This window comes from Glutamicibacter sp. HZAU (genome assembly GCF_004100365.1).
Taxonomy (GTDB): Bacteria; Actinomycetota; Actinomycetes; order Actinomycetales; family Micrococcaceae; genus Glutamicibacter; species Glutamicibacter nicotianae.
The window spans coordinates 36,457-63,456 of the sequence record NZ_SCKZ01000003.1 but is presented as its reverse complement, the minus strand read 5'-3'; the positions used below and the strand labels follow the sequence as shown (position 1 = coordinate 63,456).

Genomic DNA, 27,000 nt, shown 5'->3' with positions numbered 1-27,000 from the left:
AATTACAGCGAGTGAATGAGCTCGACCACACGGGTCAGCACGGTTGGGTCGGTGGTCGGAGGAACACCGTGGCCCAGGTTCACCACATGGCCGCGGGCCTTCTTGCCGGCCGCAACCACCTCGCGCACGTGCGCTTCGAGGACTTCCCATGGGGCTGCCAGCAGCGCCGGGTCGATATTGCCCTGGACCGAAACGTCCTGGCCCAAACGCTCGATCGCCGTTTCCAGCGGGATGCGGTAGTCCACGCCGACGGTGTCCACCCCGGCATCGCGCATCGCGGTCAGCAGCTCGCCGGTGCCGGTGCCGAAGTGGATTAGCGGCACGCCCAGATCGCGGACGTAGTCCAGGGACTTCACCGAATACGGGGCCACATGCATCTGGTAGTCCGGCAGCGACAGCGAACCGGCCCAGGAGTCGAAGAGCTGGGCGGCCGAGGCACCGGCCTCGACCTGCGCGCGCAGGAACTTGCCCGAGGCGTTGGCGGCCCAGGTCATCAGACCGTCCCAGACCTCCGCGTCGGTGTGCATCATGGTGCGCGGGCCCAGGTGGTCGCGGCTCGGCTTGCCCTCGACCATGTAGGCGGCCACGGTGAACGGGGCGCCGGCGAAGCCGATCAGCGGGGTCTTGCCCAGCTCTGCCACGGTCAGGCGCACCGCTTCGCGGATCGGTTCCAGCGACTCGTCGGTCAGCTCGGGAAGCGCGGCGACCTGCTCCATGGTGCGGATCGGGGTCTCCAGTACCGGGCCGACCCCTGGCACGATGTCCACGCCGATGCCTGCCAGGCGCAGCGGGATGACGATGTCCGAGAAGAAGATGCCAGCGTCCACCTTGTGGCGGCGCACCGGCTGCAGGGTGATCTCGCTGGCCATGGCTGGATCCAGGCAGGAGTCGAGCATGCTCACCCCTTCGCGCAGCTTCAGGTACTCAGGCAGCGAGCGACCAGCCTGGCGCATGAACCACACCGGGTGATGCGAAGGCTTCTTGCCGGTCAAGGCTTGGATCAAAGCGGAATCTTGGGTACGTCCATCAATCAGCGGATGGTTCTGCGACAGGGTCATGCCCCAATTCTGCCAAGTCTTGGGATTAAAAGCCCATTTACGGCGTTCGCCCGCAGGTGAAGGTGAGCAAACTAACCCCGCGGAACCATGCCATATTAGGCACACCTGCGTTGTCTGCCGGTATTTTCCGGCCTATTCTGGGGTCACTGTGGTTTTCTTATCTCTTGTCGCATCGCATTCGCAGCTCGATCTGGAGACCGTGGCACAAATCAGTGCTTCGGCCGATGGGCTGGCAGCTGCCTCCGTTTACGGTTCGGCAGCTATCAATGGTGCCGTCGTGCTTGCTACGTGCAACCGCTTCGAAGTCTACGCGGACGTGGACCATGTGGAGGACGCTGCGGATCATCTGGTCAGCGAGCTGGCCGCCAGCGCAGGCCTCTCCCCCGAATTCCTGTCCCGCCGCCTGACCACGCTGGAAGGCGACCCGGTCATCGAGCATCTCTTCTCCGTCGGGGCCGGCCTGGACTCTGCCGTCGTCGGCGAACGCGAAATCGCCGGGCAGGTGCGCCGCGCGCTGACCCAGGCGCAGCAGGAGAAGACCACGACCAGCAACCTCACCCGGCTGTTCCAGAACGCCACCCGCGCGGCCAAGGATGTCGGTTCGAATACCGATCTGGGCACCCAGGGCAAGTCCGTGGTTTCGGTAGCCCTCGATCTGGCCGAAGAGCTGCGCGATGAAGCCAGCGACTGGTCCGAACAAGACGTCGTGCTCTTCGGCACCGGTTCCTACGCTGGTGCCACGATGGCGCTGCTCAAGGAACGCGGCGTCCAGCGCATCTCGGTCTACTCGCATTCCGGACGCGCCGCAGATTTCACCGCCAAGCGCGGCGGTTTCCCGCTGAACGACGAATTGCTGCCGCAGGCGCTGCGCGAAGCCGACATCATCGTTGGCTGCTCCGGAGGCGGGCACCAGCTGGCCCGCGAAGAACTCGAAGCCCTGCGTGTGGAGAAGCACCCGCTGATCGCCATCGACATGGCGCTCACCCACGACTTCGACCCGACCCTGGTGGAAATGCCGGATGTCGAGCTGATCACCTTGGAATCGGTGCGCATGGCCGCCCCGACCGAACAGGCAATGGCCGTCCACGCGGCGAGCCGGATCGTCAAGAAAGCCACCGCTGAGTTCGCCGCAGCCCAGCGGGAACGCGAAGCCGACTTCGCGATTGTCGCCCTGCGCCAGCACACCAAGAGCGTATTGGATGCGGAAATCGCCAAGGTCCGCGCACAGCACGGCTGCAGCGCCGCCGCCGAGGAAGTGGAACTGGCCATGCGCCGCATGGTCCGCCAGCTGCTGCATGTGCCTACCATGCGGGCCCGCGAGCTGGCAGGCGAAGGCCGCACCAGCGAGTATGTCGCGGCCTTGGAAACCCTCTACGGCTTGGAACTTGACCAGCCCGTTGCCGAGAAATCGGAACCAATGCAGGCCCAGGGCAACTGCCCTGCCGCGCCTGAAGTCAAATCAGCGTAGAAAATCTGATTTCCCGCCGGATTTTTCCACTTTCCGCACAGAAGCATGGAATACTACTTCCAAGTAGATTAGTCTCCCGACAATTCCTTCGATGACTTGGGAGCTGATCACTCTGCAGCTGGAAAGGCCCCATTCGACATGACGGAACTCGAAAATATCAAAGGCACCCGCCCGCAACGGATGCCACGTGAAGCGCGTCGGCGCCAGCTGCTGCAGGCAGCGCACCAGGTTTTCGTGGCCCATGGCTATCATGGCGCGTCGATGGACGAAATTGCTGAAGTCGCATTGGTCTCCAAGCCGGTCCTCTACCAGCACTTCCCCGGCAAGCGCGAACTGTATCTCGCCTTGCTCGATTCCCACCTGGCCGACTTCAGCCGGCAGCTCGATGAAGCGATCCGCTCCACGAATGACAACCGCGAGCGTGTTTTCGCCACGATCAACACGTACTACAGCTACATCAGGGGCGAATCCCAGGCCTACCGCCTGATCTTCGAATCCGATGTCCTCTCCGATCCGCTGATCGCCCATCGCATCGAGCAGTTCAACAGCTCGCTGGCTTCCTCTATCGCCCGCGTAGTCGTCGAGGATACCGATATGAGCGAGGACGAGGGCCTGCTGGCAGGCCGGGCACTGGCCGGGCTCTCCCAGGTTTCGGCTCGCTACTGGGCCGCCAGCGAGTCCTCGGTGGACCAGGAGGCGGCTGTCGAGCTGATCTCTCGTTTAGCTTGGCGCGGAATTTCGCAGTTCCCGAAGGAAAACTAGCTAAATTAGTGACCAGAGGCCCCACACGGGACACCTATTTCGTTCGAGAGGATCTGCGACAAACATGGAAATCCGCATTGGCATTCAGAATGTAGCCCGCGAAGTAGTGCTTGACTCCGAGCTGAGCAACGCCGAAGTCAACGAGCTGGTAGCGAAGGCTATCGCCGACGGAACCGTTCTGGCACTGAAGGATCCAAAGGGCCGCGAGGTCTTGGTGCCTTCCGCTGGCATCGCCTACGTTGAGGTTGGCCCGGAAGAAGTCCGCCGCGTCGGCTTCGCACAGTAGCGCTTGCAGCTCGCCAAGGCCCCGCCTTGGCAGCTGGTGGCCGGTTTCGCCCGAATGCGAAACCGGCTATTTCTTTGCCCAAATGGTGATTCGAGTCACCGAGTCGTGATATTCCTAGGGTGTGACTGAACGAAGAATCCGCAGCCCCCGCCCGGTTCCCGCCAACTCGTTGGCCCAGCTGCTGCTCGGCCTGGAAGCGGAGTTCGAGGTGCCGGCGCCTTTCGACGAGCAGACCTTGGAAGCCGCGGAGCTGGCGGTAGCCCAAATGCAGCTCCCCGACCAGGACGCGACCGGCATCCCCTTCTTCACCATTGATCCGCCCGGCGCCACCGATCTCGACCAGGCGATGTTCCTTGAACGGCACGGCGACGGCTACACAGTGCACTACGCCATCGCCGACGTGCCAGCCTTCGTTGCCCTGGGCAGCCAGCTTGATGCGGTGGCCCGCCAACGCGGCCAGACCTACTATCTGCCGCACCGCAAGATCACCTTGCACCCGCCGCTGATCTCCGAGGACCAGGGCTCGCTGCTGCCGGGCAAGGAACGTCCGGCCTTCCACTGGAAAATTTCCCTGGACGCCGATGGCGCCCTCGGCGAGGTCGAATTGCGCCGCGCGCGCATCCGTTCCAGGACGCAACTGGACTACGCCTCGGCCCAGGCACGGCTGGATTCGGGAGAACCCGATGAGCAGCTCGAGCTGCTCGCCGAAATCGGCGCGGCTCGCCTGCGCCAAGAGCAACTGCGCGGCGGCGCCTCGCTGAACCTGCCGGATCAGGAAATCGAGGAAGCCGGCGAGGGCTACAAGCTGGTCAGCCGCACTCCCCTGCCGCTGGAAGGCCACAACGCGCAGATTTCCCTGCTCACCGGCATTGCCGCGGCCCGCATCATGCTCAAAGCCGGCGTGGGCATCTTGCGCACCATGCCTGCCCCGGATGAGGCAGACCAGCGCGAATTCCGCACCCAAACTCAGCTGCTCGGCACCCCGTGGGATGAATCGCTCAGCTATGGGCAGTACCTGCATGCATTGGATGTCAGCGACCCGAAGCAGCTGGTCATCATGCATCGCGCCGCTGCCCTGTTCCGCGGCGCGGACTACCAGGTCATCAACGGGCAGCCCGAGGAAGAACTCATCCAGGCGGCACTGGCAGCGCCCTACGCGCACACCACCGCGCCGCTGCGCCGTCTCGTAGACCGTTTCGTGCTGCTCACCTGCCACCTGCTGTCCACCGGCCAGCCGCTCCCGGCACAGCTCACTTCGGCGTTGGAGGACCTGCCCGGGCTGATGCGCAGCAGCAGCATTGCCGCCAACCGGGTGAACAATGCGGCCGTTGACCTGCTCGAAGCCTATGTGCTCAAGACACGGGTCGGGGAAGAATTCCAGGCCATCGTGCTGAAGTCCGCCGAGCAGAAAGAGGACGGCAAGATTCGTCCCGGAGTCCTGCAGCTGGCGGATGAACCGATTACCGGATCCTTCACCGGATCCGCCCAGCCAGGCACCTTGGTGCGCGTGAAGCTGGTGCAGGCCGATCCAGAAGTACGCAAGATCAGCTTCGAAATCGTGGCTTCGGACTCCTAAGCCCGGGTTTCAGGGCAAAACCGGTTATGCTTGGCCTATTAGCAATTAGGATGCCCGATCGCAATGGGCTGATAGATGAAACAGTTTTATGGCGACTTCCCAGCGGTCGCCATCCCGCAGGTGCCTGGCCAAGGCGCCTGACGTGAAAGCAGCGATCGGCTCCGCTGGATTCGCGCGGTACCCTGCATGCTCCTGGCTTCTTGCAAGCCGGAATGGAACAGGTGCCGTGCCCGCATGAAATGAGAACACGGACATCGTGACTGACACGACGCTTTCGGCAACAGCTGCCGAACCACAAGACAACGAACCAACCGCCGCAGAGCCAGCCAAGCAGAGCTTTGCCGATCTGAACGTTCGCGAAGACATTGTTGCTTCGCTCTCGGAAGCCGGGATCGAGTACCCCTTCCCCATCCAGGCCTTGACCCTGCCAGTTGCCCTGGGCGGCAACGACATCATCGGCCAGGCCAAGACCGGTACCGGCAAGACCCTGGGTTTCGGCATTCCTGCCTTGCAGCGCGTGATCCGCGAGGGCGACAAGGGCCACGCGGATCTTGAATTCCCCGGTGCCCCGCAGGCCTTGATCGTCGCCCCGACCCGCGAGCTGGCCATCCAGGTCGGCGCCGATTTGGCCCAGGCTTCGAAGCACTCGAACATCTCGATCACCACCATCTACGGCGGGCGCCCCTACGAGGAGCAGATTGCCGCGCTGAAGGCCGGCACCGACGTAGTGGTCGGCACCCCGGGCCGCCTGATCGACCTGAACCGCCAGCGGGTGCTGAACCTCAAGCAGGTGCGCACCGTGGTGCTGGACGAGGCCGACGAGATGCTGGACCTCGGCTTCCTGCCGGATGTCGAGCGCATCCTGGCCGCACTGCCGCCGGTACGCCAGGCGATGCTGTTCTCGGCCACCATGCCCGGCGCCGTGATCACCATGGCCCGCCGCTACATGACCCGCCCTACGCACATCCGCGCCCAGGATCCGGGCGATGACGATTCGCTGACCAAGCGCAATATCCGCCAGCTGGTCTACCGTGCGCACAACATGGACAAGGACGAGATGGTAGCCCGCCTGCTGCAGGCCGAGGGCCGAGGCAAGACCATCATCTTCACCCAGACCAAGCGCTCGGCGGCCAAGTTGTCCGACGAGCTGGTGGACCGCGGCTTCAACGCCGGTTCGCTGCACGGCGATCTGGGCCAGGGCGCCCGCGAGCAGGCATTGAAGGCCTTCCGCTCGGGCAAGGTCGACATCCTGGTCGCCACCGACGTCGCGGCCCGCGGCATCGACGTGGATGACGTCACCCACGTGGTCAACCTGCAGTGCCCTGATGACGAGAACACCTACCTGCACCGCGTGGGCCGCACCGGCCGTGCCGGCAACACCGGCATCGCGGTGACCTTCGTGGACTGGGACTCGGTGCCGCGCTGGTCGCTGATCAACAAGGCGCTTGGCCTGAACGTTCCCGAGCCGGTGGAAACCTACTCCTCGTCGCCGCACTTCTTCACCGACCTGGATATCCCCAAGGGCACCAAGGGCCGGCTGCAGCGTGCCAAGAAGACCGCCGCCGCCGAGGGCGACGGTTCCCCGCGCCGCGAGGAATCAGCGCGTACCCCGCGCCGCCGCAGCAATTCCCGCACCCGCACCCGCACCGTGAACGGCGTGCAGACGCGCCAGCGCGGCGGGCAGGGCTCCGGTGCCGAGCAGGACGGCGCACGCCACGGCCACTCCAAGGGCAAGCAGGATCGTCCGGCACGCGAAAACGAGCGCCACCGCGAAACGCATGTGGCCGGCGAGGAGCAGGCAGCGGCCGAGGGCTCAGCACCGGCACGCCACCGCCGTCCGCGCCGCCGCACCCGCAGCACCGAAGCAGGCGGCCAGGACTGATTCCAGTCCAACCGGCCAGTCAACTTTTCCGAAAGGAACTTACACCAGCGGTGCTCGCTCTACCCGAAGAACCAGCTTTGCCTGATGCTGGAACACCAGACGCCCACGCGTACGGCGTTCCAGCCTCGGGAAATACCGTGTACCACGGCGACAACCTCTCCATCCTCGGCACCCTGCCCGATCAGGGCTTCACCCTGATCTACGTGGACCCGCCATTCAACACCGGACGCAAGCAGACCCGTGCCCAGCGCACCATGGTCCGCGCTGCCGAAGGCGAAGGCGACCGCACCGGATTCAAGGGGCGCGAGTACAACACCGAGCTGGGGATCGCCCGGTCGTATCACGATGCCTTTGACGACTACCTCAGCTTCATCGAGCCGCGGCTGCGCGAGGCCCACCGCCTGCTGGCCGAGGACGGCACGCTCTACGTGCATCTGGATTACCGCGAAGTGCATTACGTGAAGGTGCTGCTCGACGGGATTTTCGGCCGGGAGTGCTTCCTGAACGAGCTGATCTGGGCTTACGACTATGGGGCTCGTGCCAAGAGCCGCTGGCCGGCCAAGCACGACACCATCCTGGTCTATGTGAAGGATCCCAAGAAATACCACTTCGATTCGGCCGAGGTGGACCGTGAACCGTATATGGCCCCCGGCCTGGTGACCCCGGAGAAGCGCGCCCTGGGCAAGCTTCCGACCGATGTCTGGTGGCACACCATCGTCTCGCCTACCGGCAAGGAAAAGACCGGCTATCCGACGCAGAAGCCCGAAGGCGTGCTGCGCAGGATCGTGGCCGCATCCTCGCGCCCCGGCGATTGGGTGCTGGACTTCTTCGCCGGTTCCGGCACCACCGGTGCGGTGGCGGCGAAGCTGGGACGCCAGTATGTGCTGATTGACCAGAACGTCGAAGCCATCGAGGTGATGAAGGCCCGGTTGCCTGAAGGCACCACTTATATCGAGGTCTGAGTCCCAGTCCCCTCGTCGATAATCCTTTGCAGCATGCCCGGCTCGGTGAGATTTTCACCGAGCCGGTTCAGCTTTCCGGTCCCGTGGTAGTCCGAGGAGCCGGTGACGATCAGATCGTGCTCGGCGGCCAGGTCAAGCAGCCAGGCCTTCCCCTCAGCGGTATTGTCCCGGTGGTGCACTTCCACTCCGGCCAGACCGGCATCGATCATCTCGTAGAAGGTCGAGTCGGGAACCACTCGTCCCCGGGCTGAGGCCTTGGGGTGCGCGAACACCGGAACGCCGCCGGCTTCGCGAACCAATTGCACGGCAGTGGCCGGATTCACCGCTGGATGCGATACGTAGTAGCGCGAACGCGAGGACAGGATGTTGGCGAACGCCTCGTTGCGGTTCTCCACCACCCCCGCGGCCACCAGCGCATCGGCAATATGCGGGCGGCCAACGGTGGAGCCCGGAAGGCAATGCTCCCCCACCAGATCCCAGCTGATCGGATAGTCCTCGGCCAGCAGATCGACAATGCGGCGGGCGCGGATGATCCGCGAGTTCAGTGCGCGGTCCAGCTCATCGAGCAGCGGCTGGTAGGTGGGGTCGTGCAGATAGCTGAGCAGGTGCACGCTGATGCCGTGGGCATCCTGGCAGGTGATTTCCATGCCCGGAACGAACCCCAGTCCCAGCTTCCGCGCCTGCGCCGCGGCTTCGTCCCAACCGCTGGTCTGGTCATGATCTGTCAACGCCACGACATCCAGGCCGGCAGCCGACGCTGCGCGCATCAGCTCGGACGGAGTTTCAGTTCCGTCAGACACATTGGAGTGGGTGTGCAGGTCAATTCGCATATGCCTAGGTTATCCCCTGCGCTGATTCTTTGCTGGGATACAGCTGATGGTGACACACTTGGAGCATGACCAATCAAGATTCAACTGCACCAAGCACTGATCAGCCGTTGGAAGACCGCGTGAACAACCGTTCCCAGCGTCCAACGTCCAAGGCATTCCAGGAATTCATGGCCTCCTCGTGGGCCAAGGACACCTCGGACTTGCCAGAGCAGGATGCCGCTGCCAGCTACGCGGCGGCCCGTCGTGCCAAGCTCTCGGAAAACTTCACAGGCGAGCGCATCGTAATCCCGGCCGGCCCGCTCAAGGTCCGTTCCAACGACACCGACTACCGCTTCCGCCCGCATTCGGCCTTCGCCCACCTCACCGGCCTGGGCGTCGACCACGAGCCCGACGCAGTACTGGTCATGGAACCAACCGATGACGGCGCAGGCGAGCACGGCTCCAACCACGTTTCCACCCTGTACTTCGCGCCGATGGCCGGCCGCGACACCACCGACTTCTACCTGAACTCGCGGTCCGGCGAATTCTGGGTCGGCCCGCGCCCTACCCTCTCCTCGCTGTCGGCACGCACCGGGATGCCTACCGACTCGCTGGAACAGCTGGAAATGGCGATCACCAAGAACTCCGGCCCGCAGGCCCTGGGCGGCATCCGCATCCGCCTGGTGCGCGAAGTCGACCTGAACATCGAGGCGCTGGTGGACACCTCGCGCATCAACACCGGGCAGGACTTGGAAGCCAGCGACGCCCTGGATACCGAGCTATCCGAGTTCGTTTCCGAGCTTCGCCTCATCAAGGACGAATACGAAATCGCGGAGCTGCGCAAGTCGGTTGCCGCAACCATCAACGGTTTCGAAGATGTGGTGCGCAACTTGGACAAGGCCGTCGCCCACGAACGCGGCGAACGCGTTGTCGAAGGCGCCTTCTTCGCCCGTGCCCGCCTTGAGGGCAACGAGCTGGGCTATGACACCATCGCCGCCTCGGGCAACAACGCCACCATCTTGCACTGGATCCGCAACACCGGATCCGTCAAGCCGGGCGAGGTGCTGCTGCTGGACGCCGGTGTCGAGGCCGAATCGCTGTACACCGCGGACATCACCCGTTCGCTGCCGGTGTCAGGCAAATACACCGAGGTGCAGCGCAAGGTCTACCAGGCCGTGCTGGATGCTGCCGATGCCGCGTTCGCCGCGGCCAAGCCGGGGCTGAAGTTCCGCGACCTGCACCAGATCGCTACCCGCGTCCTGGCCGAGCGCCTGTCCGAGTGGGGCCTGTTGCCGGTCTCCGTGGAAGAAGCCATGGATCCGGAGGGCCAGCACCACCGCCGCTGGATGCCGCATGGCACCAGCCACCACCTGGGCCTGGACGTCCACGACTGCGCGCAGGCTCGCGCCGACCTGTACCTGGATGCCGAGCTGGAAGAGGGCATGGTCTTCACCATCGAGCCTGGCCTGTATTTCAAGGACGAGGATTTGGCGATCCCCGAAGAGTACCGCGGCTTGGGCGTGCGCATCGAGGACGACATTCTGGTCACCGCCGATGGCGCCGAGAACCTGAGCGTGGCCCTTCCGCGCAAGCCTGACGAGGTCGAAGCGTGGATGGCTAAGCTGCGCGGCTAAGTCCTCCCGCGGCTTTAATCAGCGAAGGCCTGGGTGCAGTTACCGTGGTACCTGCACCCAGGCCTTGCTTGTGCCCGGCTGTCGCCTAGCCTTCCGAATCCTTGCGGGACGCCGGGTCCTGGTCAGGCTCTTCGGCCTGGGCCTGCGGCTGCTGCGAGGTATCGACCTTCGGCTCGACTTCCGACAGGTCCTGCGCTTCCTTGGCCTCGGATGCCGGTGCTTGGGCTTCCTCCTTGGCCGGCTGTGCCGCTGGAGCTGCCGGTTTGGCCTCGTTCACTCGCACGCCATAGCGCGGGCGGCCATCTGGCAGGTCGGGGAACTGCGAGCTGCGCTCCGCGCCGGTTGCAGGCTGCGCACCGCTGGCCGGTGCTGCCGCGGCTGGCTGTGCTGGAGGCGTGGCGGGGGCGGCAGGCGCCTGCTGCTGCGGGGCCGCCGCTGGGTGCGCCGGGGCCTGATGCGGGCGCATAGGCAGCTTGGAGGCCAGGGTGCGGGCAGCCTGCGCATGCTCGAAATCAACCACTACGTCGAAGCTGGTGGCCACGAACTGGCTGGAGGACGCGAAATCGCGCTTGCCACGACGGGTCGAATAGCTGATCACGCCAGCGATCATCCAGATAGCCATGCCCAGGCCGATAGCCGAGAGAATCTGGTACAGCCCGTTTCCGCCTCCGCCGAAGAGCGTCAGCAGCAGGCCGACGAACAGGCCCATCATGCCGCCCTGGGCGGCACCGGCCAGCGCCACGCGCGGGTAGGACAGCTTCGCGGTGACCCGCTCCACGGTGCGCACGTCGTTGCCGACGATGCTTACCGCAGCGACCGGGAAATCATTATCGGCCAGGTAATCCACGAGCTTCTGGGCATCGAGATAGCTGGTGTAACGTCCAAGCAGTTCTCCGCGCGGCAAGCCGCTGGTGCTAATCGAATTTACTCCATGAGGCGAGGTCATATCTATATTGTGCACGGGTTTACTGTGAGCCTGCATAGTTGTGAAGCAACTATCGCTGTGGGTGAAAGAAACAGGGCGTCGCCTGTGGCTTGGCACACCGGGAACAGGCCGTGAACGCGATAGTCTAGGAAGGTGAGCGCACAAGTGTCTAAAATCTTCGTCGCCCGGCTGCTCGGGCTTGATGTCTTTGACCCCTTGGGCGACCGCCTTGGCCGTTTACGCGATGTCGTGGTGGTCTCCCGCGGCCCCAAGAAACCCGCCGCCTGCGTGGGCCTGGTCGTTGAGGTCCCCGGCAAGCGGCGGGTCTTCGTTCCGATGACCCGCATCCAGTCCATGGAAGCCAACCAGGTGATCTGCAACGGCCTGGTGAACATGCGCCGCTTCCAGCAGCGTGGCCAGGAAATTCTGGTGGCCGCCGAAATGTTCGACCGCACCATCACCTTCATTGACGGGTCCGGCCGCGGCGTCATCGAGGATATCGGCCTTGCGCAGACCCGTCGAGGCGACTGGGAAATCAACGAATACTATATCCAGCGTGGCGAACCGACCGCCAATCTGCTGGGCCTGCGTTCGCGCCGCCGCAACAAGGTACTGGTCTCCTGGGACGATGTCAGCCACGGTTCGAAGAGCGAACCGCAGTCCGCTGACACCTTCGTGGCAGCCCACGACGAGATGAAGCCCGCAGACTTCGCCGACGCCCTGCACGAAATGAATGAGAAGCGCCGCCTGGAAATTGCCGCCCATCTGCAAGATGAGCGCCTGGCTGACGTGCTCCAGGAGCTGCCGGACCGCGAGCAGGTGGAAATCCTCTCCGCACTGGGGCTGGAACGCGCCGCGGACGTGCTTGAAGAAATGGACCCGGATGACGCGGCCGACCTCCTGGCCGAGGTCAGCGAAGAGACCAAGCACCAGCTGCTGGATCTGATGAACGAGGAAGAGGCCAAGGACGTCCGCCGCCTGCTCGCCTACCCTGAAGGCACCGCCGGATCGATCATGACCCCTGTTCCGGTCATCCTCACCCCGGAATCCACGGTCGCGGAAGCTTTGGCGTCGGTGCGTCTGGAGGAGCTGAGCCCCGCGCTGGCTTCCACCGTGTATGTGGTGCGCCCGCCTCTGGAAACCCCCACCGGACGCTACCTGGGCCAAGTTCACATCCAGGCGCTGCTGCGTGCCGCTCCCCCGGAACCGCTGGGCGATATCCTGGATACCGAGCTGGAACCGATGTCGGATCTGGCCAATATCACCGAAGTGGTTCGCCATTTGGCCACCTACAACCTCACCAGCGTAGGCGTGACCAACAAGGAGGGCCGGCTGGTCGGCGCCATCACCGTGGATGACGTGCTGGACCACATCCTTCCGGATGACTGGCGTTCCCAGGACTAGCCAACGCCCCAACTACCCACCAGCAGCAAAGGAGTTCCAGCTATGGCTGAGCAGCGCAAGAGTAACGGCCTGGATACCCCGCTTGCAGCACGGCAACGCTTCTGGCCGCGGTTCTCCCCGAACCCCGACCTCTTCGGTTCGGCCACGGAGAAGTTCGCCCGCTTCATGGGCACCCCGCAGTTCCTGCTGTACATGACGGTATTCTGCGCCTTCTGGCTGATCTGGAATTCGGTCGCGCCGATCAATTGGCGTTTCGACGATGCCACCATCGGCTTCACCGCGCTGACGCTGATGCTTTCCCTGCAGGCTTCCTACGCGGCTCCGCTGCTGCTGCTGGCACAGAACCGCCAGGATGACCGCGACCGCGTCTCGCTGTCCGAGGACCGTGCCCGTGCAGAACGCAACCTGTACGACACCGAGTACCTGACCCGCGAGCTGGCTTCCCTGCGTCTGGCCCTGCGCGATGTCGCCACCCGCGACTACGTCCGTTCGGAATTGCGCAATGTCCTTGAAGAGCTGCTGGAAACCGCCGACGGCGAAGAGCTGCACCTGCGCGCGAAGAAAAAGGGCGGCAACAAGAATTCCCAGCCGCAAACCGGGATGATCGAAACCGTCAAGCCCCAGCAGAGCCAGCACCGGAAGAACAACTGAGCATTGAACAACACCCCAGAACTCCTCGCCGCCCTCGCACAGGTCAACGACCCGGAGCTCCGCCGGCCCATCACCGAACTGGGCATGGTGGAATCCGCTGAATTGGCCGATGGCACGGCCACCGTGAAGATCTTGCTGACCATCGCCGGTTGCCCGATGCGCTCCACCATCGAGCAGGACGCCACCGCGGCCCTGCTGGCTGTGGACGGCGTGCAGCACGTCGAGGTGGAGCTGGGTGTCATGGATCCGCACCAGCGGGCAGCGTTGCGCGAGTCCCTGGCCAGCCGCCGCACGCCGTTCTCCGACCCTGCCTCCTTGACCCGGGTGATCGCGGTGGCCAGCGGCAAGGGCGGAGTGGGCAAGTCGTCGCTGACCGCGAATCTCGCCTGCCAGCTGGCAGCCCAGGGGCTGAAGGTCGGACTGATCGACGCCGACGTGCACGGATTCTCCATTCCCTCGCTGATGGGAATCTCGCAGAACCCCACCCGGGTGGATGAGATGATATTGCCACCGGTAGCGCACGGGGTGAAGGTCATTTCCATTGGCATGTTCCTGGATTCCAACCAGCCGGTGATCTGGCGTGGACCGATGCTGCACCGCGCCTTGGAACAGTTCCTTTCGGATGTCTATTTCGGCGACCTAGACTACCTGTTCCTCGATCTGCCGCCGGGCACCGGGGACATGGCGATTTCAGTTTCCCAGCTGTTGCCCAATAGCGAGCTCCTGGTGATCACCACCCCGCAGTCCACTGCGACAGAGGTTGCCGAACGCGCCGGCACCATCGCCTTGCAGACCAAGCAGAAGGTGATCGGCGTGGTGGAGAACATGAGCTTCCTGCAGCTGCCCGACGGCACGCGCATGGAGGTCTTCGGTTCCGGCGGCGGCGCCAAGCTCAGCGATTCGCTGAGCCAGCAACTGGGATACCCGGTGGAACTGCTGGCCCAGATTCCATTGGAAGAATCCGTACGCGTGGGCTCGGATCAAGGACAGCCGGTGGTGCTCAGCACCCCGAATGCTCCTGCTGCCACGGCGATGCGGGAGCTTGCAGGAAAACTGGAACAACGACCGCGCGGACTTGCCGGGCGATCGCTGCCAATGACGTTCTAAAGTGGGTTGCAGGCCTAAGTTGCTTCGGAGTCGAACGGAGCCGGTTCGTTGGCGCCCAGCTGCTGCTGCGTGGTGATGGAAGGAACCGCGGTACGCACCGGAGCCGGTGCCACCGTCTTAGCGGGGGTGCCCTTGGCAACATTCACGGCATCATCGAATTCATCGATAAGCGCTTCCTTGATGATTCGACGAGGATCATACTGGCGCGGGTCCAGCTTCTTCCAGTCGATATCGGCAACTTCGTCGCCGACTTCCTCGCGCAGCTGCTCCTTGGCCCCATTGGCCATGCGCCGCACTTCCTTGACCAGATTCGCTAGCTTTTTGGCGTACTCGGGAAGCTTTTCGGGGCCCAGAATAACGATCGCAAGCACGGCGAGAACGACAAACTCGCCACCATTAATACCAAAAAGATCCACGTAAGAAGATTACCTTGTTCCAGAGCCACTAACGAAGTCACCGCGCCATGCCAACGGTGAACACCCGGTGAACGGTGTTAACTGGCGGCGCGCAAGCCTCGCGGGATGCGTGGCAACGACATGGTCTTGGCTGGGCGATTCGCCGGATTGCGGTGAGCAAGCGCGTCTCGCAGCATGGCACGGCCACGGTGGATCCGCGAGCGCACCGTACCTAGCTTCACGTCCAATATGCGTGAGACTTCCTCGTAGGAGAAGCCTTCCATGTCGCACAGGACGATTGCCGCACGGAACTCCGGGGACAGGGCGCGCAAGGCCTCTTGCACGTCGACATCCAGGTTGTTGAATTCGAAATAGCGTTCCGGGGTCACAGCGGTACCGGGCATCCGGTCTTCGCTTCCCTCGGCGAAACGATCGAAGCGGATCTTGCTCTTGCGCCGCGCCTGATCCAGGAATAGATTCGTGGTGATGCGGTGCAGCCACCCGCCCATGGTTCCCGGAGTGTAGTTCTCCAGTGCCTTGAACGCGCGAACAAATGCCTCTTGGGAAAGGTCCTCGGCATCCTGGCGGTTGCCAGTCAACCGGTAGGCCAAACGGAAAACCCGCTGCCCATGCTCCTGGACCATCTGGTCCCAGGTCGGGGTCGCGGTTTCGCCAGTCGCAGCAGCAGAAACAGATTCACTTCGTGCATTGTTCACACTCCAAGTATGAAATGGGAAGCTGAGCTGAAGCTAAGAATCCTCTGCGCGAGAACCTGCAAGTTCAACGATTTCGGGTAACGGCGTAGGTACGATTGATACTGGCCACGCCAATTCAACTCTTGAGGACCACCGCAGATGCCTTCGATGAATCCAGAACTCTTTGCGAGCTGGACCTACGCCCAGACCCACGTCAACGAGCCGGAGCATGTCGCCGCGGTTCGCGAGCGCGCGGAAGACCTGGGCGTGCGGTGCATTGACCCGGCGGGCCGCTCCATGCTGCAGCTGCTATGCACCCTGCGCCAGCCGCGCAACGTCGTGGAAATCGGTTCCGGCGTGGGTGTCGCGTCCTTGGCAATGCTGGAAGCCATGGGCAGCGCCATGACGCTCACCGCGATCGAACCGGATCTGGAACACGCCAATGCGATGCGGCAGGGCCTGCGCGACTCGTCAATACCTTCGGCCCGCGCCCGCATCATCAATGAGCGTGCGGAGAACGTCCTATCGCGCTTGGCGGACCACGCCTACGATCTGGTGCTCATCGATGCCGGCGCCGAACTGCTGCTCGAATATGTAGCCGAAGCTAAGCGGCTGGTGGGAACCGGCGGCGTGATCATCGTGAACAATGCCTTCGACGAGCACCGCTTGGCCAAGCCCGCAGTGCGACGGCCTTCCACCGTCACGACCCGCGATGCACTGCGCATGATGCGCGAGGATCCGCGGCTGCAAACGCACCTTGTCCCCACCGAGCAGGGATTGCTCGTGGCTACTGTCCTTCCGGCCAAGCCGGCCACGCGGCGCTAGGAGCCATTTTCGGGCAAAACGAAGGACCGACATTTCTGCCGGTCCTCAATTGCCGCACGAGCACCTCGTGCGGCCAAGCTGTAACTTGAGCAACCCTACTCGGTGACCTTGAGCAGGCACTCGCGCAATTCGGTTGCCTCGTCGTTGTTCAACTCGACCACCAGTCGTCCGCCTCCGTCGATTGGCAGGCGCAAGATGAGGCTGCGCCCTTCCTTAGCGACTTCCATTGGCCCGTCACCGGTGCGTGGCTTCATAGCAGCCATTAAGCTGTTCCCTTCGTCTGTGGCTAACGCATGCGTTGGCGCGTGCCACGCATGCAACCGAATGCCTAGTCCATCCTCAGCAAGGAATCCCGGCTGAGTTGGGACACTTATCTCTTATTATTACTAATTTTCGTTCGTGTCGCTAATCACACGCCGTGACTCCAGATCACGAATCGTATTCTCAAGGTTGGTGATTTCGGCCGCCAGAACATCGAGCACATCATCGACCTGGTCGCAACGGTAGCCGCGCAAGCCCAGGGAGAAGCGGACCTTGTCCACGTCCTCGGCGCGCGGATTCTTGGGCAGCAGCACCGGTGGCAGCGATGCCTGGTGCTCGACCAATCCGGTGATGGCCTCCCCGGTGGATTCGAAGTGGCGGCCGGCTGGCACGTTCTTCCGTTGGCTGGAGAGCAGCAGCGCGACCGCGCCGACCAGCAATACCGCAATGGCAATCAGGAGCGTTGGCATCGGTTACTGCCCCTTCGCCAAGTTGCCGACCTTCTGGTTTTCCTGATGTGCGCGCAGCACCAGATCCACCGCTTCATCAGGATCATCCGTGATCGTGAACAGATCCATATCAGCCGGCGATATGGTGCCTTCGGCAACGAGCGTGCTGGCCATCCAGTCGACCAAGCCTCCCCAGTACTCGCTGCCCACAAGCACGATCGGGAAGCTGGTGATCTTCTTGGTCTGCACAAGGGTCAGAGCTTCGAAGAGTTCATCAAGGGTGCCGAAACCGCCAGGCAGCACAATGAAGCCCTGCGAGTACTTCACGAACATCGTCTTGCGCACGAAGAAGTAGCGGAAGTTCAGGCCCTTGTTCACCGAGGCATTCAGTCCGGTCTCGAAGGGAAGCTCAATTCCCAGGCCCACCGAGATCCCGCCCTTCTCCGCGGCACCCTTGTTGGCGGCTTCCATTGCACCAGGGCCGCCACCGGTGATCGTGGTGATGCCTTCCTCGGCCAGGCGGCTGCCGACACGCTCGGCCATCGCGTAGTAAGGGCTGTTCCGGTCGGTGCGCGCCGAACCGAAAACTGCGATGGCGGGTCCGGTATCGGCCATGGTTCCAAAACCGCTGACGAATTCCGATTGGATCCGCAGCACGCGCCACACATCGGTGTGCGTGACATCTGCCTGCGGACTGTCCAGGAGATAGTGGTCAAGCTGATCTTCTGGCTGCTTCCCTGGCCAGCTCGCTTCGATGTGGCGCTTTTGCCCGAGCCGGGCATTTTCTTCACTCTTACGCTGATGAACCATGCCTTCACTCTATCGGTTAGTTCTGCCCATCCTTGGATGTGACCTACCGCTGATTGAAGAACAGTTTGATAACAACTCGGTGTGCCGTGGTCGAAGGCTCGCATAGTCGACGTCACATCAAGTAATGTCTACAGCATGAAAAGCGATCATCAGGCTCAGGCTTCTTCTGACGGCCCTATCGTCCAGCTGACTGGGGTCAATAAGCACTACGGCGCGCTGCATGTGCTCAACGACATCAATCTCGAAGTCACCAAGGGCGAGGTTGTTGTGATCCTCGGCCCTTCCGGCTCGGGCAAGTCGACGTTATGCCGCGCCATCAACCGGCTTGAAACCATCGACGAAGGCACCATCAAGATTGACGGCAAGACCCTTCCCGAAGAAGGCAAGGCGCTGGCCAATCTGCGTGCAGATGTCGGCATGGTCTTCCAGTCCTTCAACCTCTTCGCCCACAAGTCGATCTTGGAAAACGTGACCCTCGGACCGATCAAGGTCAAGGGCATGAAGAAAGACGAAGCGAAGAACTTGGCAATGCAGTTGCTGGAGCGGGTCGGCGTGGCCAACCAGGCCGGCAAGCTGCCGGCACAGCTTTCCGGCGGCCAGCAGCAGCGCGTGGCGATCGCCCGCGCCCTGGCCATGAAGCCGAAGGTCATGCTCTTCGACGAACCGACCAGCGCCCTGGACCCGGAAATGATCAACGAGGTCCTGGACACCATGGTCGGACTGGCGAAGGAAGGCATGACCATGCTCGTGGTCACCCATGAGATGGGCTTCGCGCGGAAAGCCGCGGATCGCGTGATCTTCATGGCCGACGGCCAGATCGTCGAGCAGGCCGCACCGGAAGAATTCTTCACCAATCCCAAATCCGACCGTGCCAAGGACTTCCTTGGCAAGCTGATTACCAACCACTGATTTCATCATCACGCATCCACTAGGAGGAACAATGCGCAAGACTCGTTTCGGTACAGTAGCCGCAATGGCGGCCGTCGCGGCCCTGGCCCTGACTTCATGCGGCGGCTCCGGCGACAGCGAAGCCGACGGCGACAAGATCCGCATCGGCATCAAATTCGACCAGCCAGGCCTCGGCTTCAAGGACGGCGATAACTACACCGGTTTCGATGTGGACGTCGCCAAGTACGTAGCCAACGAATTGGGTTACACCGAGGATCAGATCGAATTCATTTCGGCACCGTCCGCCAACCGCGAGACCATGCTGCAGAACAACCAGGTCGACATGATCTTCGCAACCTACTCGATCACCGATGAGCGCAACAAGGTCGTCGACTTCGCCGGTCCGTACTTCGTCGCCGGCCAGGACCTGCTGGTTCCAGCCGACTCGGATATTGCCGGGCCGGAGGATCTTGACGGCAAGAACCTCTGCTCGGTCACCGGTTCCACCTCGGCCCAGAAGGTCAAGGACAACTACGCCAAGAACACCAACCTGCAGGAGCTTCCGGGCTACGCAGAGTGCACCACCCAGATGAGCGGCGGCACCATTGACGCGGTGACCACCGATGACATCATCCTCGCCGGCCTGGCTGCGCAGCCAGCCTACAAGGGCAAGTTCAAGGTTGTTGGCGCGCCGTTCTCGGAAGAGAACTACGGTGTGGGACTGCCTGATGGCACCGACAAGTGCGCCGACATCAACGCGGCCATCACCAAGATGATCGAGTCCGGCGAATGGCAGAAGGCCCTGGACAAGAACACCGAAGGCACCGGCTACAAGCCAAACGCTGAGACCAACCCGCCAACCCTTTCGGATTCCTGCGCCTAGCAGCACCTGATGCGATGGGGGTCAAACGCAGCGTGTTTGGCCCCCATCTGCAATCTGCGTTTTTCCGGTAACCGGCTGATGCAGGTATCGGACCCATAGCCACTTGGCCGGTCTTCCGGCCATCGAGACAGAGGCTTGCAGTGGAGAACTATTTATCCATATTCACTGAGTACGACATTCCCGGAGCTTTCTGGGTCAATATCCAACTAACGTTCTGGGCCGCCATTGGCGCCCTCGTTCTGGGCACCATACTGGCCTTGCTGCGCATCTCCCCCGTAGGGAGCTTCCAGGCCATTGGCACCAGCTACGTCAACTTGATCCGCAATACGCCGCTGACCATCATCATCCTGTTCTGCGTGCTGGCGCTCTATGGCCAGCTGGGATTCGTGCTCAGCTCAGACTTCCAGAACAACTTCTTCCGCTTGGCCGTCCTTGGCCTTGCGGTCTACCATGCGGCGTTCGTGTGCGAAGCCATCCGTTCCGGCGTGAACACGGTTCCGCTGGGACAGGCTGAAGCTGCCCGTGCCATCGGCCTGAGCTTCTTGCCCGCAGCACGCATGGTGATCCTGCCGCAGGCTTTCCGCGGCGCGATCGTGCCGCTGGGCAACACCCTGATTGCCTTGATCAAGAACTCCACGGTCGCAGCTGTTGGTTCGGTAGCCACCGAATCCTCCTCGGTCATGAAGACCATGATCGAATTCCGCGCGGATATCGTCATCCCGATCTTCTTGACCTTCGCGGTGGGCTTCGTAATCATCGTTATTCCGGTGGGACTGCTGACCACTTGGGCTTCGAAGAAACTGGCGGTGGCACGATGAGCGCCTCGATTCTTTTCGATACTCCCGGGCCCAAGGCCCGGCGCCGCATCCTGGCTGTCAACATCATCGGTGCCCTGATTGCCTTGGGCATCGTGGCCTGGATCATTTTGGGTCTCGCCGCCAAGGACCAGATGCAGGCTTCCCAGTGGGATGACTTCATCGACTCAAGCACGTGGAAGAACTACCTGCTTCCAGGCCTGTGGAACACCGTCAAGGCCGCCATCTTCGGCATCATCGGCTCCGTGATATTCGGCCTGATCTTCGGTGTTGGCCGCCTGGCGCAGAACAAGCTGATCAACGGTGTATCCACCGTGATTGTCGAATTCTTCCGTGCGGTTCCAGTGCTGCTGATGATCGTGTTCTTCAACGTCTTCTTCTCCCGCTCACTGCAGCTGCCAGGAGATACCGCGATGTGGGCCGTGGTCGCGGCACTGATCTTCTACAACGGCTCGGTCGTTGCGGAGCTGGTCCGTTCCGGCGTGCACAATCTGCCCAAGGGCCAACGCGAAGCCGGTATCGCGATCGGCCTGACCCGCGGCAAGTCCTTGCGCTACATCGAGATTCCGCAGGCACTGGTGGCCATGCTGCCAGCGCTGATTGGCCAGTTCGTGGTGATCTTGAAGGACTCGGCCCTGGGCTACATCATCAGCTTCAACGAGCTGCTGTTCTTCGCCCGCACCTACTCCTCGCCGAACGGCAATGTGCTGCAGGCTCTGATCGTGGCGGCGGCGATCTTCATCATCATCAACTTCACCCTGAGCAAGCTGGCAGTGATCGTCTCGCGCCGCTTGAGCAGCCGGGTGAAGAAGGACAAGACTGCAGCCGCCAACCCGGCGGCGGCAGTGGTTGGAGCCCCCGCGGATCTGGGCACGCAAGCGGGCCAGGATCGCGAAGATCCCAAGGCCTAGCCACCGCAACAGAAAAATCTCCGTACCGCTTGGGCATCAGCCAAGTGGTACGGAGATTTTTTTCTTGCCACGGTAGCTGCTCAGTGACAGGGCCTCGCTAGCTCAGCCACGTGCGCAGGCTCTGCAGGCAATCACGGATGGCCTGCTGCGGTACATGCTCATCATCGCTGTGCGCCAGCAGCGCATCGCCCGGGCCAAAGTTCACCGCAGAGACGCCCAAGGCCGAGAAGCGCGACACGTCGGTCCAGCCGTACTTCGGCTTGGGTTCCTGGCCCAGCACCTTGATCAGGTCGGCGGCGATCTGCTGGTCCAATCCCGGTTTGGCTCCATCGGCGCCATCGGTGCGCTCGATGTCGAAGCCCGCAAAAAGCTCATGGACAACGGCTTCGGCCTCGGCCAGCGTCTTGTCCGGGGCGAATCGGTAGTTCACTTCGACCTCGCAGTAATCCGGGATCACGTTGCCGGCGATGCCGCCGGCAATGCGGACCGCATTCATTCCCTCCCGGTAATCCAAGCCTTCGACGGTGACGGTCTGGGGCTGGTAGGCAGCCAGCCGCTGCAGGATCTCCCCCGCGTCGTGGATCGCGTTATGCCCCATCCATGCTCGTCCCGAATGGGCCGCCTTGCCGCGGGTGCGGATCACGAAGCGGCTGGTCCCGTTGCACCCGCCTTCGACAGTGCCGTTGGTCGGTTCCAGCAGGATCGCGAAGTCGGCTTCCAGCAGTTCCGGGCTGTTCTTGGCCAGACGGCCCAATCCGGACTTGGCCGCTTCAACTTCTTCATGGTCGTAGAAGACGTAGGTGACATCGTATTTGGCGTTGGTCAGCTCTGCCGCCAGGGCAAGCTGCACGGCAACACCGCCTTTCATGTCGGTCGCACCGCGGCCATAGAGCACCCCTCCGATGACCTGTGCGGGGACGGTGCCCTTGGCGCCCTCGGTGCGCGGCAAGGGTACGGTGTCCAGATGCCCGGCCAGCACGACGCGGCGTTCGCGGCCAAAGCTGGTGCGGGCCACGATGGCGTCCTGGTCCCGATGGACCTCAAGATGCGCCAGCTGCTGCAGCGCATGGTGCACCTTGTCGGCCAGCTCTTGCTCATTACCGGAAACGGATTCAATGTTCATGATCTGCTCGGTGAGCAGGGCAACGTCTTGCTGCAGGTCCAATTCGTTCACGGCTGGCTACGTCCTGAGTCTCTAGCTTCACTTTTTTGTCATTTATCAACGTTACTCCGGTCAGCAAAGATACGATCGGTGTATGACTTCAGAATCTGTGACATCCAGCGAATCATCTGTCCGTTTAGCCTCAGCCCATGGCCTTGCAACGGTCGCATCCGATGGAACGATCCTTGATGTTTGGTACCCGGCTCCAGTCCTAGGCGAACTCGCCCAGGCTGAAGAGCTCTCCGGTGAACTCTCTGCCGCCGCGCAGGACGATGCAGCCCGCGGCACCACCCAGAAGGTAGTTTCACTGACCATTAATCTTGATGTAGCACCGGCTGACACCGCCGATGTGTGGCTGCGCCTGCACCTGCTCTCGCACCGCCTGGTCCAGCCGAACAGCATCAACCTCGACGGCATCTTCGGCCACCTGGCAAACGTCGTTTGGACGAATTTCGGTCCTTGCCAGGTCGAGGGCTTCGAAACGACCCGCTTGAAGCTGCGCGCTCGTGGTGCGGTCACCGTGTACGGCGTGGACAAGTTCCCGCGCATGGTCGACTATGTGGTTCCGGCCGGCGTGCGCATTGCCGACGCTGGACGTGTGCGCCTCGGCGCCCACCTGGCCTCGGGCACCACCGTCATGCACGAAGGGTTCGTCAATTTCAATGCCGGCACCTTGGGCACCTCGATGGTGGAAGGCCGCATTTCGGCTTCGGTCGTTGTCGGCGACGGCTCGGACGTTGGAGGCGGCGCATCGATCATGGGCACCTTGTCCGGTGGCGGCAAGGAACGCATTGTCATCGGCGAACGCGTGCTGCTGGGGGCAAACGCCGGTGTGGGCATCTCGATCGGCAATGACTCGGTGGTCGAAGCTGGCCTGTACGTCACCGCCGGCACGCGTGTGGTGCTGGGCGAGAAGCAGGTCAAGGCACTGGAGCTTTCCGGCGTGCCAAACCTGCTCTTCCGCCGCAATTCGATCACCGGCGCTGTTGAGGCCCTGCCGCGCGCAGGCCAGACCGTTGAGCTGAACAGCGCGCTTCACGCCAACTAATTCTCCTGTTGCATTCGAACTGGCAGATCACGAAAGTGGTCTGCCAGTTTTTATTGCCCAGTTTCTTGCTGCTCGGCTAGCCGCCGGGAAAGATGATGGTCACCATCGGCTGGATGAAGCCGTGGAAAGCCTTGGAGTCGCGCAGCAGCGACGTGCTGGCCACGATGGTTGCCCGGCCAGTCAGCCAAGCCCTGGGCTCGTCCAAGGGCACGTCAATGAGGTGGATCTCCTGCCGAGTGGCTTGCATATCGTGTTCCACGCCGTGGTCAATCAGGATCCGCTCCAGCTCATCCATGCGGTGCGGCACGTACTTGCCGCTGTTTTCTGCAAAGTCCTGGGCATGCTGCTGGGCGAACACCGTGGCCTGGCCGTAGTGTGCCCGCGCCAGCCGGGCCAGGGCCGGGTAGCCCTCGTCTTCCAGCCGCTTGATCAGTGCATCGCTGGCCTCCGGTTCACTGGCTGGCGCCACCGCGGTCAGCGAATCCCACCAGGAACTCCATTCCTGCTTGAGCTGTCCGTGCGAGTCGTCAATCGTGTTGCGGTTCTTGATATTGGAAGCAAGCCGGCTATTGGGTCCGGCCTCCGCGGGGTGGACGCCTGAGAGTTCGCGCAGGTACAACGCCATCAGCATATTCTGATTGGTATTTATGGCCAGCGACCAATTATTTCCACGACGTAAGTACATGCATACCACCTGATTCTTCGGCACACTTGTCGTTTCCTCTGCCTCAAAGGATACTCCCGAAATACCGCTTAAAACAGGGAAGGACCTGTCCCCCCACTATCGTGGGAAGACAGGTCCTGCCGCAGGAATCCGGCAGCTAGCCTAGGCCTGGTAGCCCGGGTAGTTGCGAGCGGTTTCACCCATGTACAGCTGGCGTGGGCGGCCGATCTTCAGCTCCGGGTCCTTGATCATTTCGCGCCACTGCGCGATCCAGCCTGGCAGGCGGCCGATGGCGAACAGCACGGTGAACATCTTCTCCGGGAAGCCCATGGCGGTGTAGATCAGGCCGGTGTAGAAGTCCACGTTCGGGTAGAGCTTGCGCGAGATGAAGTATTCATCGTTCAGCGCAGTTTCTTCCAGCTTCATCGCGATATCAAGCAGCTCGTTCTTGCCCTGCTTTGCCAGCAGGTCGTGAGCGGTCTTCTTGATGATCTTGGCCCGTGGATCATAGTTCTTGTACACGCGGTGGCCGAAGCCCATCAGGCGTACGCCGTCCTCCTTGTTCTTGACCTTGGTCATGAACTCTTCAGGGGTCATGCCCGAAGACTGGATTTCACGCAGCATCTTCAGGACGGCTTCGTTGGCGCCGCCGTGGGCCGGGCCGGACAGCGCGTGGATGCCTGCCGAAACCGAAGCGAACATGTTGGCTTCCGAGGAGCCAACCAGGCGCACGGTGGAGGTCGAGCAGTTCTGCTCGTGGTCAGCGTGCAGGATCAGCAGCAGGTCAAGAGCCTTGACCACGTCTGGATCCACGATGTACGGCTCGGCAGCGGTGCCGAAGCACAGGCGCAGGAAGTTCTCGACCATGTTCATCGAGTTGTCCGGGTACAGCAGTGCCTGGCCAATGGACTTCTTGTGCGCGTACGCGGCCAAGACCGGCAGCTTTGCCAGCAGGCGCAGGGTCGAACGCTCAACCTGTGCGTCGTCCTTCGGATCCAGCGAATCCTGGTACCAGGTCGACAGGGCCGAAACAGCCGAGGACAGCACCGGCATCGGGTGCGCGTCGCGCGGGAAGCCGCCGAAGAAGCCCTTGAGCTCTTCGTGCAGCAGGGTGTGGCGGCGCAGCGAGTTGTCGAACTCGGCCAGCTGGTCGGCAGTTGGCAGTTCGCCGTAGATCAGCAGGTAGGTGACCTCGATGAAGCTGGACTTCTCGGCCAGCTGCTCGATGGGGTACCCGCGGTAGCGCAGGATGCCTGCGTCGCCGTCGATGTAGGTAATCGCGGACTTGGTGGCCGCGGTATTCATGAAGCCGGGATCGTACGTCACGTTCCCGGTGGTCTTCAAAAGTGGGGCTACGCCGAATCCGTCGTTGCCTTCTGCTGCCTGAATTACCGGCAGCTCGAGGCTGGATTCTCCAAAGTGTAGCTGTGCAGACGTGGTATCTGTCATTGCATCTCCTAACCGGAAAGCGTGTAGTTCCGAAAGGTCAGTCGTCACCGTAGAACATACCGCGATTTGACCCATTCAAGCTAATTAGGGTGTCATCTTCACCGATTGGCGGAAGAATTCAACCGTTCAACGGCAGCCGCGATCCGTTCGTCGGATGCAGTCAGCGCCACGCGCACGTGGCGTTCCCCGGCGGTGCCGTAGAAGGCCCCGGGACCGGCCACGATGCCCAGTTCCGCCAGTGCTCCGATGGTTTCAAAGCTCGGACGCCCAGCGGTGCACCACAGGTACAGGCCCGCCACCGAATCCTCGATGGCCAGGCCGAAGTTCTCCAGCGCCGGCCGCAGCATGTCACGGCGTGCCCGGTACAGCTCGCGCTGCGCCGCGACATGCTCGTCGTCATTCAAGGCCACCACCATGGCGTGCTGGATTGGACCGGGAACAATCATGCCAGCATGCTTGCGGCTATTGACCAGAGCCGGCATCAGATTGGGTGCGCCGGCAACGAAGGCGGCGCGGTATCCGGCGAGGTTGGACTGCTTCGACAGCGAGTACAGCGCGAACAGGTCATCGAGGTTTCCCCCGTTGACCGCCGGGTCCAGGATGCTCGGCACCTGCCCCTCATATTCATCCCATCCCAGCTCCGCGTAGCACTCGTCGGAGGCGACCATGGCACCCATTTCACGGGCCTGCGTGACGATCTCTGCCAGCTGGGCGGTATCGCGGACCTTGCCGGTAGGGTTGCCAGGCGAGTTGACCCAGATCAGCTTCACGCGTTCACGTTGCTCAGCAGTCAATTCCGAGAGGTCGTCAGTGGCGATTGGGGTCGCGCCGACCAGCTGGGCACCGATGTCGTAGGTCGGGTAGGCGATTTCGGGACGGACCACGATATCGCCTGCGCCCAGGCCCAGGAACAAGGGCAGCCACGCCACCATTTCCTTGGAGCCAACCGTCGGCATGACGTCATCGGTGCTCAATCCGGTGACGTTGCGGCGGCGGGCGAACCAGTCGACGATGGCTTGGCGGACCTCAATGGTGCCGTGCGTGGTCGGGTAGCCGTGCGAGTTGGCAGCGTCGGCCAGCGCCTGCTGGATGACCTGCGGCGTGCTGTCGATGGGCGTGCCGATCGACAGGTCCACGACTCCCCCCGGATGCGCGGATGCTTGCTCGCGATACGGGGCAAGCTGGTTCCAGGGGTAATCGGGGAGCTCAAGCATGAAAGTG

General features: G+C 62.5%; 28 protein-coding genes. 16 read left to right on the top strand and 12 right to left on the bottom strand.

The features are described from left to right. Nucleotides 1-2: 2 nt before the first annotated feature. Nucleotides 3-1,058, bottom strand: coding sequence for a uroporphyrinogen decarboxylase (gene hemE, locus EKH49_RS05070; RefSeq protein ID WP_128469973.1), 1,056 nt, complete (start codon nt 1,056-1,058; stop codon nt 3-5). A 148-nt stretch (nt 1,059-1,206) separates the two neighbouring features. Here hemE and EKH49_RS05065 point away from each other — a divergent pair, with 148 nt between their 5' ends. From EKH49_RS05065 to EKH49_RS05040, 6 genes are all read left to right on the top strand, one after another. Beyond that, nucleotides 1,207-2,526, top strand: coding sequence for a glutamyl-tRNA reductase (locus EKH49_RS05065; RefSeq protein WP_128469972.1), 1,320 nt, complete (start codon nt 1,207-1,209; stop codon nt 2,524-2,526). Between the two features lie 138 nt (nt 2,527-2,664). Next, the gene (locus tag EKH49_RS05060) at nt 2,665-3,288 is read left to right on the top strand and encodes a TetR/AcrR family transcriptional regulator (protein WP_128469971.1); all 624 of its coding nucleotides are present in this window, start codon (nt 2,665-2,667) and stop codon (nt 3,286-3,288) included. Nucleotides 3,289-3,352: 64 nt separating this feature from the next. Next, entirely contained in the window at nt 3,353-3,574 is a 222-nt protein-coding gene (locus EKH49_RS05055) for a DUF3107 domain-containing protein (protein ID WP_038990596.1), read from the top strand. Between the two features lie 121 nt (nt 3,575-3,695). Continuing rightward, nucleotides 3,696-5,150, top strand: coding sequence for an RNB domain-containing ribonuclease (locus EKH49_RS05050; protein WP_128469970.1), 1,455 nt, complete (start codon nt 3,696-3,698; stop codon nt 5,148-5,150). A 256-nt stretch (nt 5,151-5,406) separates the two neighbouring features. Further along, nucleotides 5,407-7,032, top strand: a complete 1,626-nt coding sequence (locus tag EKH49_RS05045) for a DEAD/DEAH box helicase (protein ID WP_128469969.1) — start codon at nt 5,407-5,409, stop codon at nt 7,030-7,032. A 77-nt stretch (nt 7,033-7,109) separates the two neighbouring features. Next, entirely contained in the window at nt 7,110-7,994 is an 885-nt protein-coding gene (locus EKH49_RS05040) for a DNA-methyltransferase (protein WP_128470209.1), read from the top strand. Here the strand turns inward: EKH49_RS05040 and EKH49_RS05035 are convergent. Next, complete coding sequence (locus EKH49_RS05035) at nt 7,979-8,824, bottom strand: PHP domain-containing protein (RefSeq protein ID WP_128469968.1); 846 nt, start codon at nt 8,822-8,824, stop codon at nt 7,979-7,981. The two genes, EKH49_RS05040 and EKH49_RS05035, sit on opposite strands and share 16 nt — an antisense overlap. Nucleotides 8,825-8,889: 65 nt before the next feature. Here EKH49_RS05035 and EKH49_RS05030 point away from each other — a divergent pair, with 65 nt between their 5' ends. Next, nucleotides 8,890-10,437, top strand: coding sequence for an aminopeptidase P family protein (locus EKH49_RS05030; protein WP_128469967.1), 1,548 nt, complete (start codon nt 8,890-8,892; stop codon nt 10,435-10,437). Between the two features lie 85 nt (nt 10,438-10,522). Here the strand turns inward: EKH49_RS05030 and EKH49_RS05025 are convergent, their stop codons facing one another. Beyond that, complete coding sequence (locus tag EKH49_RS05025; RefSeq protein WP_236641043.1) at nt 10,523-11,398, bottom strand: general stress protein; 876 nt, start codon at nt 11,396-11,398, stop codon at nt 10,523-10,525. A gap of 117 nt (nt 11,399-11,515) precedes the next feature. Here EKH49_RS05025 and EKH49_RS05020 point away from each other — a divergent pair, with 117 nt between their 5' ends. The 3 genes from EKH49_RS05020 to EKH49_RS05010 are packed head-to-tail and all read left to right on the top strand — an operon-like array spanning nt 11,516 to nt 14,524. Then, nucleotides 11,516-12,766, top strand: a complete 1,251-nt coding sequence (locus tag EKH49_RS05020) for a magnesium transporter MgtE N-terminal domain-containing protein (RefSeq protein WP_128469966.1) — start codon at nt 11,516-11,518, stop codon at nt 12,764-12,766. Between the two features lie 42 nt (nt 12,767-12,808). Beyond that, on the top strand, nt 12,809-13,417 hold the full coding sequence (locus EKH49_RS05015; RefSeq protein ID WP_128469965.1) for a DUF1003 domain-containing protein: 609 nt from the start codon (nt 12,809-12,811) through the stop codon (nt 13,415-13,417). A 3-nt stretch (nt 13,418-13,420) separates the two neighbouring features. Then, nucleotides 13,421-14,524, top strand: coding sequence for an Mrp/NBP35 family ATP-binding protein (locus EKH49_RS05010; protein ID WP_128469964.1), 1,104 nt, complete (start codon nt 13,421-13,423; stop codon nt 14,522-14,524). Nucleotides 14,525-14,538: 14 nt separating this feature from the next. On the opposite strand, the gene EKH49_RS05005 is transcribed toward EKH49_RS05010, so the two are convergent. After that, nucleotides 14,539-14,940 carry a sec-independent translocase gene (locus EKH49_RS05005; RefSeq protein WP_128469963.1) on the bottom strand — a complete coding sequence of 134 codons (402 nt, stop codon included), beginning with the start codon at nt 14,938-14,940 and terminating at the stop codon, nt 14,539-14,541. Between the two features lie 77 nt (nt 14,941-15,017). Further along, nucleotides 15,018-15,635 (bottom strand): RNA polymerase sigma factor SigE, encoded by a 618-nt coding sequence (gene sigE, locus EKH49_RS05000; RefSeq protein ID WP_038990605.1) that lies wholly within the window; start codon nt 15,633-15,635, stop codon nt 15,018-15,020. Nucleotides 15,636-15,773: 138 nt separating this feature from the next. Between sigE and EKH49_RS04995 the strand changes: the two genes are divergently transcribed. Next, nucleotides 15,774-16,439, top strand: a complete 666-nt coding sequence (locus EKH49_RS04995) for an O-methyltransferase (RefSeq protein WP_128469962.1) — start codon at nt 15,774-15,776, stop codon at nt 16,437-16,439. A 95-nt stretch (nt 16,440-16,534) separates the two neighbouring features. Here EKH49_RS04995 and EKH49_RS04990 read toward each other — a convergent pair whose 3' ends face one another. From EKH49_RS04990 to EKH49_RS04980, 3 genes are all read right to left on the bottom strand, one after another. Then, the gene (locus EKH49_RS04990) at nt 16,535-16,702 is read right to left on the bottom strand and encodes a DUF3117 domain-containing protein (RefSeq protein WP_013349509.1); all 168 of its coding nucleotides are present in this window, start codon (nt 16,700-16,702) and stop codon (nt 16,535-16,537) included. 123 nt (nt 16,703-16,825) lie between these two features. Then, a complete protein-coding gene (locus EKH49_RS04985) occupies nt 16,826-17,170 on the bottom strand; it encodes a DivIVA domain-containing protein (RefSeq protein WP_038990606.1) in 345 nt (114 codons plus the stop codon). Nucleotides 17,171-17,173: 3 nt separating this feature from the next. Then, nucleotides 17,174-17,959: a TIGR00730 family Rossman fold protein gene (locus EKH49_RS04980; RefSeq protein ID WP_128469961.1), complete on the bottom strand. Its 786-nt coding sequence runs from the start codon at nt 17,957-17,959 to the stop codon at nt 17,174-17,176. Between the two features lie 177 nt (nt 17,960-18,136). Between EKH49_RS04980 and EKH49_RS04975 the strand changes: the two genes are divergently transcribed. The 4 genes from EKH49_RS04975 to EKH49_RS04960 all read left to right on the top strand — a co-directional run bounded on the left by EKH49_RS04975 (nt 18,137) and on the right by EKH49_RS04960 (nt 21,456). Then, a complete protein-coding gene (locus EKH49_RS04975; protein WP_038990719.1) occupies nt 18,137-18,868 on the top strand; it encodes an amino acid ABC transporter ATP-binding protein in 732 nt (243 codons plus the stop codon). A gap of 31 nt (nt 18,869-18,899) precedes the next feature. Beyond that, nucleotides 18,900-19,730 (top strand): glutamate ABC transporter substrate-binding protein, encoded by an 831-nt coding sequence (locus EKH49_RS04970; protein ID WP_128469960.1) that lies wholly within the window; start codon nt 18,900-18,902, stop codon nt 19,728-19,730. A gap of 140 nt (nt 19,731-19,870) precedes the next feature. After that, nucleotides 19,871-20,548 carry an amino acid ABC transporter permease gene (locus EKH49_RS04965; protein ID WP_038990609.1) on the top strand — a complete coding sequence of 226 codons (678 nt, stop codon included), beginning with the start codon at nt 19,871-19,873 and terminating at the stop codon, nt 20,546-20,548. Continuing rightward, nucleotides 20,545-21,456 (top strand): amino acid ABC transporter permease, encoded by a 912-nt coding sequence (locus EKH49_RS04960; protein WP_128469959.1) that lies wholly within the window; start codon nt 20,545-20,547, stop codon nt 21,454-21,456. The genes EKH49_RS04965 and EKH49_RS04960 overlap by 4 nt, the downstream gene beginning before the upstream one ends. 97 nt (nt 21,457-21,553) lie before the next feature. On the opposite strand, the gene dapE is transcribed toward EKH49_RS04960, so the two are convergent. After that, complete coding sequence (gene dapE, locus EKH49_RS04955) at nt 21,554-22,630, bottom strand: succinyl-diaminopimelate desuccinylase (protein ID WP_128469958.1); 1,077 nt, start codon at nt 22,628-22,630, stop codon at nt 21,554-21,556. A gap of 82 nt (nt 22,631-22,712) precedes the next feature. On the opposite strand from dapE, the gene dapD reads away from it, so the two are divergent. Next, on the top strand, nt 22,713-23,666 hold the full coding sequence (gene dapD / locus EKH49_RS04950) for a 2,3,4,5-tetrahydropyridine-2,6-dicarboxylate N-succinyltransferase (protein WP_128469957.1): 954 nt from the start codon (nt 22,713-22,715) through the stop codon (nt 23,664-23,666). A gap of 76 nt (nt 23,667-23,742) precedes the next feature. Here the strand turns inward: dapD and EKH49_RS04945 are convergent, their stop codons facing one another. The 3 genes from EKH49_RS04945 to dapC all read right to left on the bottom strand — a co-directional run bounded on the left by EKH49_RS04945 (nt 23,743) and on the right by dapC (nt 26,993). Continuing rightward, complete coding sequence (locus EKH49_RS04945; RefSeq protein ID WP_128469956.1) at nt 23,743-24,351, bottom strand: hypothetical protein; 609 nt, start codon at nt 24,349-24,351, stop codon at nt 23,743-23,745. A gap of 141 nt (nt 24,352-24,492) precedes the next feature. Next, a complete protein-coding gene (locus tag EKH49_RS04940; protein WP_038990615.1) occupies nt 24,493-25,779 on the bottom strand; it encodes a citrate synthase in 1,287 nt (428 codons plus the stop codon). 98 nt (nt 25,780-25,877) lie between these two features. Further along, on the bottom strand, nt 25,878-26,993 hold the full coding sequence (gene dapC / locus EKH49_RS04935; RefSeq protein ID WP_128469955.1) for a succinyldiaminopimelate transaminase: 1,116 nt from the start codon (nt 26,991-26,993) through the stop codon (nt 25,878-25,880). Nucleotides 26,994-27,000 lie beyond the last annotated feature (7 nt).

Bases quoted from the DNA above. Each gene is read 5' to 3' on its own strand.
- EKH49_RS05060 (WP_128469971.1), top strand. From the start codon at position 2,665: ATGACGGAACTCGAAAATATCAAAGGCACCCGCCCGCAACGGATGCCA.
- hemE (WP_128469973.1), bottom strand. From the start codon at position 1,058: ATGACCCTGTCGCAGAACCATCCGCTGATTGATGGACGTACCCAAGAT.
- EKH49_RS05055 (WP_038990596.1), top strand. From the start codon at position 3,353: ATGGAAATCCGCATTGGCATTCAGAATGTAGCCCGCGAAGTAGTGCTT.
- EKH49_RS05015 (WP_128469965.1), top strand. From the start codon at position 12,809: ATGGCTGAGCAGCGCAAGAGTAACGGCCTGGATACCCCGCTTGCAGCA.
- EKH49_RS05035 (WP_128469968.1), bottom strand. From the start codon at position 8,824: ATGCGAATTGACCTGCACACCCACTCCAATGTGTCTGACGGAACTGAA.
- EKH49_RS05030 (WP_128469967.1), top strand. From the start codon at position 8,890: ATGACCAATCAAGATTCAACTGCACCAAGCACTGATCAGCCGTTGGAA.
- EKH49_RS04995 (WP_128469962.1), top strand. From the start codon at position 15,774: ATGCCTTCGATGAATCCAGAACTCTTTGCGAGCTGGACCTACGCCCAG.
- EKH49_RS04960 (WP_128469959.1), top strand. From the start codon at position 20,545: ATGAGCGCCTCGATTCTTTTCGATACTCCCGGGCCCAAGGCCCGGCGC.
- EKH49_RS04940 (WP_038990615.1), bottom strand. From the start codon at position 25,779: ATGACAGATACCACGTCTGCACAGCTACACTTTGGAGAATCCAGCCTC.
- EKH49_RS04945 (WP_128469956.1), bottom strand. From the start codon at position 24,351: ATGTACTTACGTCGTGGAAATAATTGGTCGCTGGCCATAAATACCAAT.
- dapD (WP_128469957.1), top strand. From the start codon at position 22,713: ATGACTTCAGAATCTGTGACATCCAGCGAATCATCTGTCCGTTTAGCC.
- EKH49_RS04980 (WP_128469961.1), bottom strand. From the start codon at position 17,959: ATGGTTCATCAGCGTAAGAGTGAAGAAAATGCCCGGCTCGGGCAAAAG.
- EKH49_RS04990 (WP_013349509.1), bottom strand. From the start codon at position 16,702: ATGGCTGCTATGAAGCCACGCACCGGTGACGGGCCAATGGAAGTCGCT.
- EKH49_RS04970 (WP_128469960.1), top strand. From the start codon at position 18,900: ATGCGCAAGACTCGTTTCGGTACAGTAGCCGCAATGGCGGCCGTCGCG.
- dapC (WP_128469955.1), bottom strand. From the start codon at position 26,993: ATGCTTGAGCTCCCCGATTACCCCTGGAACCAGCTTGCCCCGTATCGC.
- EKH49_RS04985 (WP_038990606.1), bottom strand. From the start codon at position 17,170: ATGCCAACGCTCCTGATTGCCATTGCGGTATTGCTGGTCGGCGCGGTC.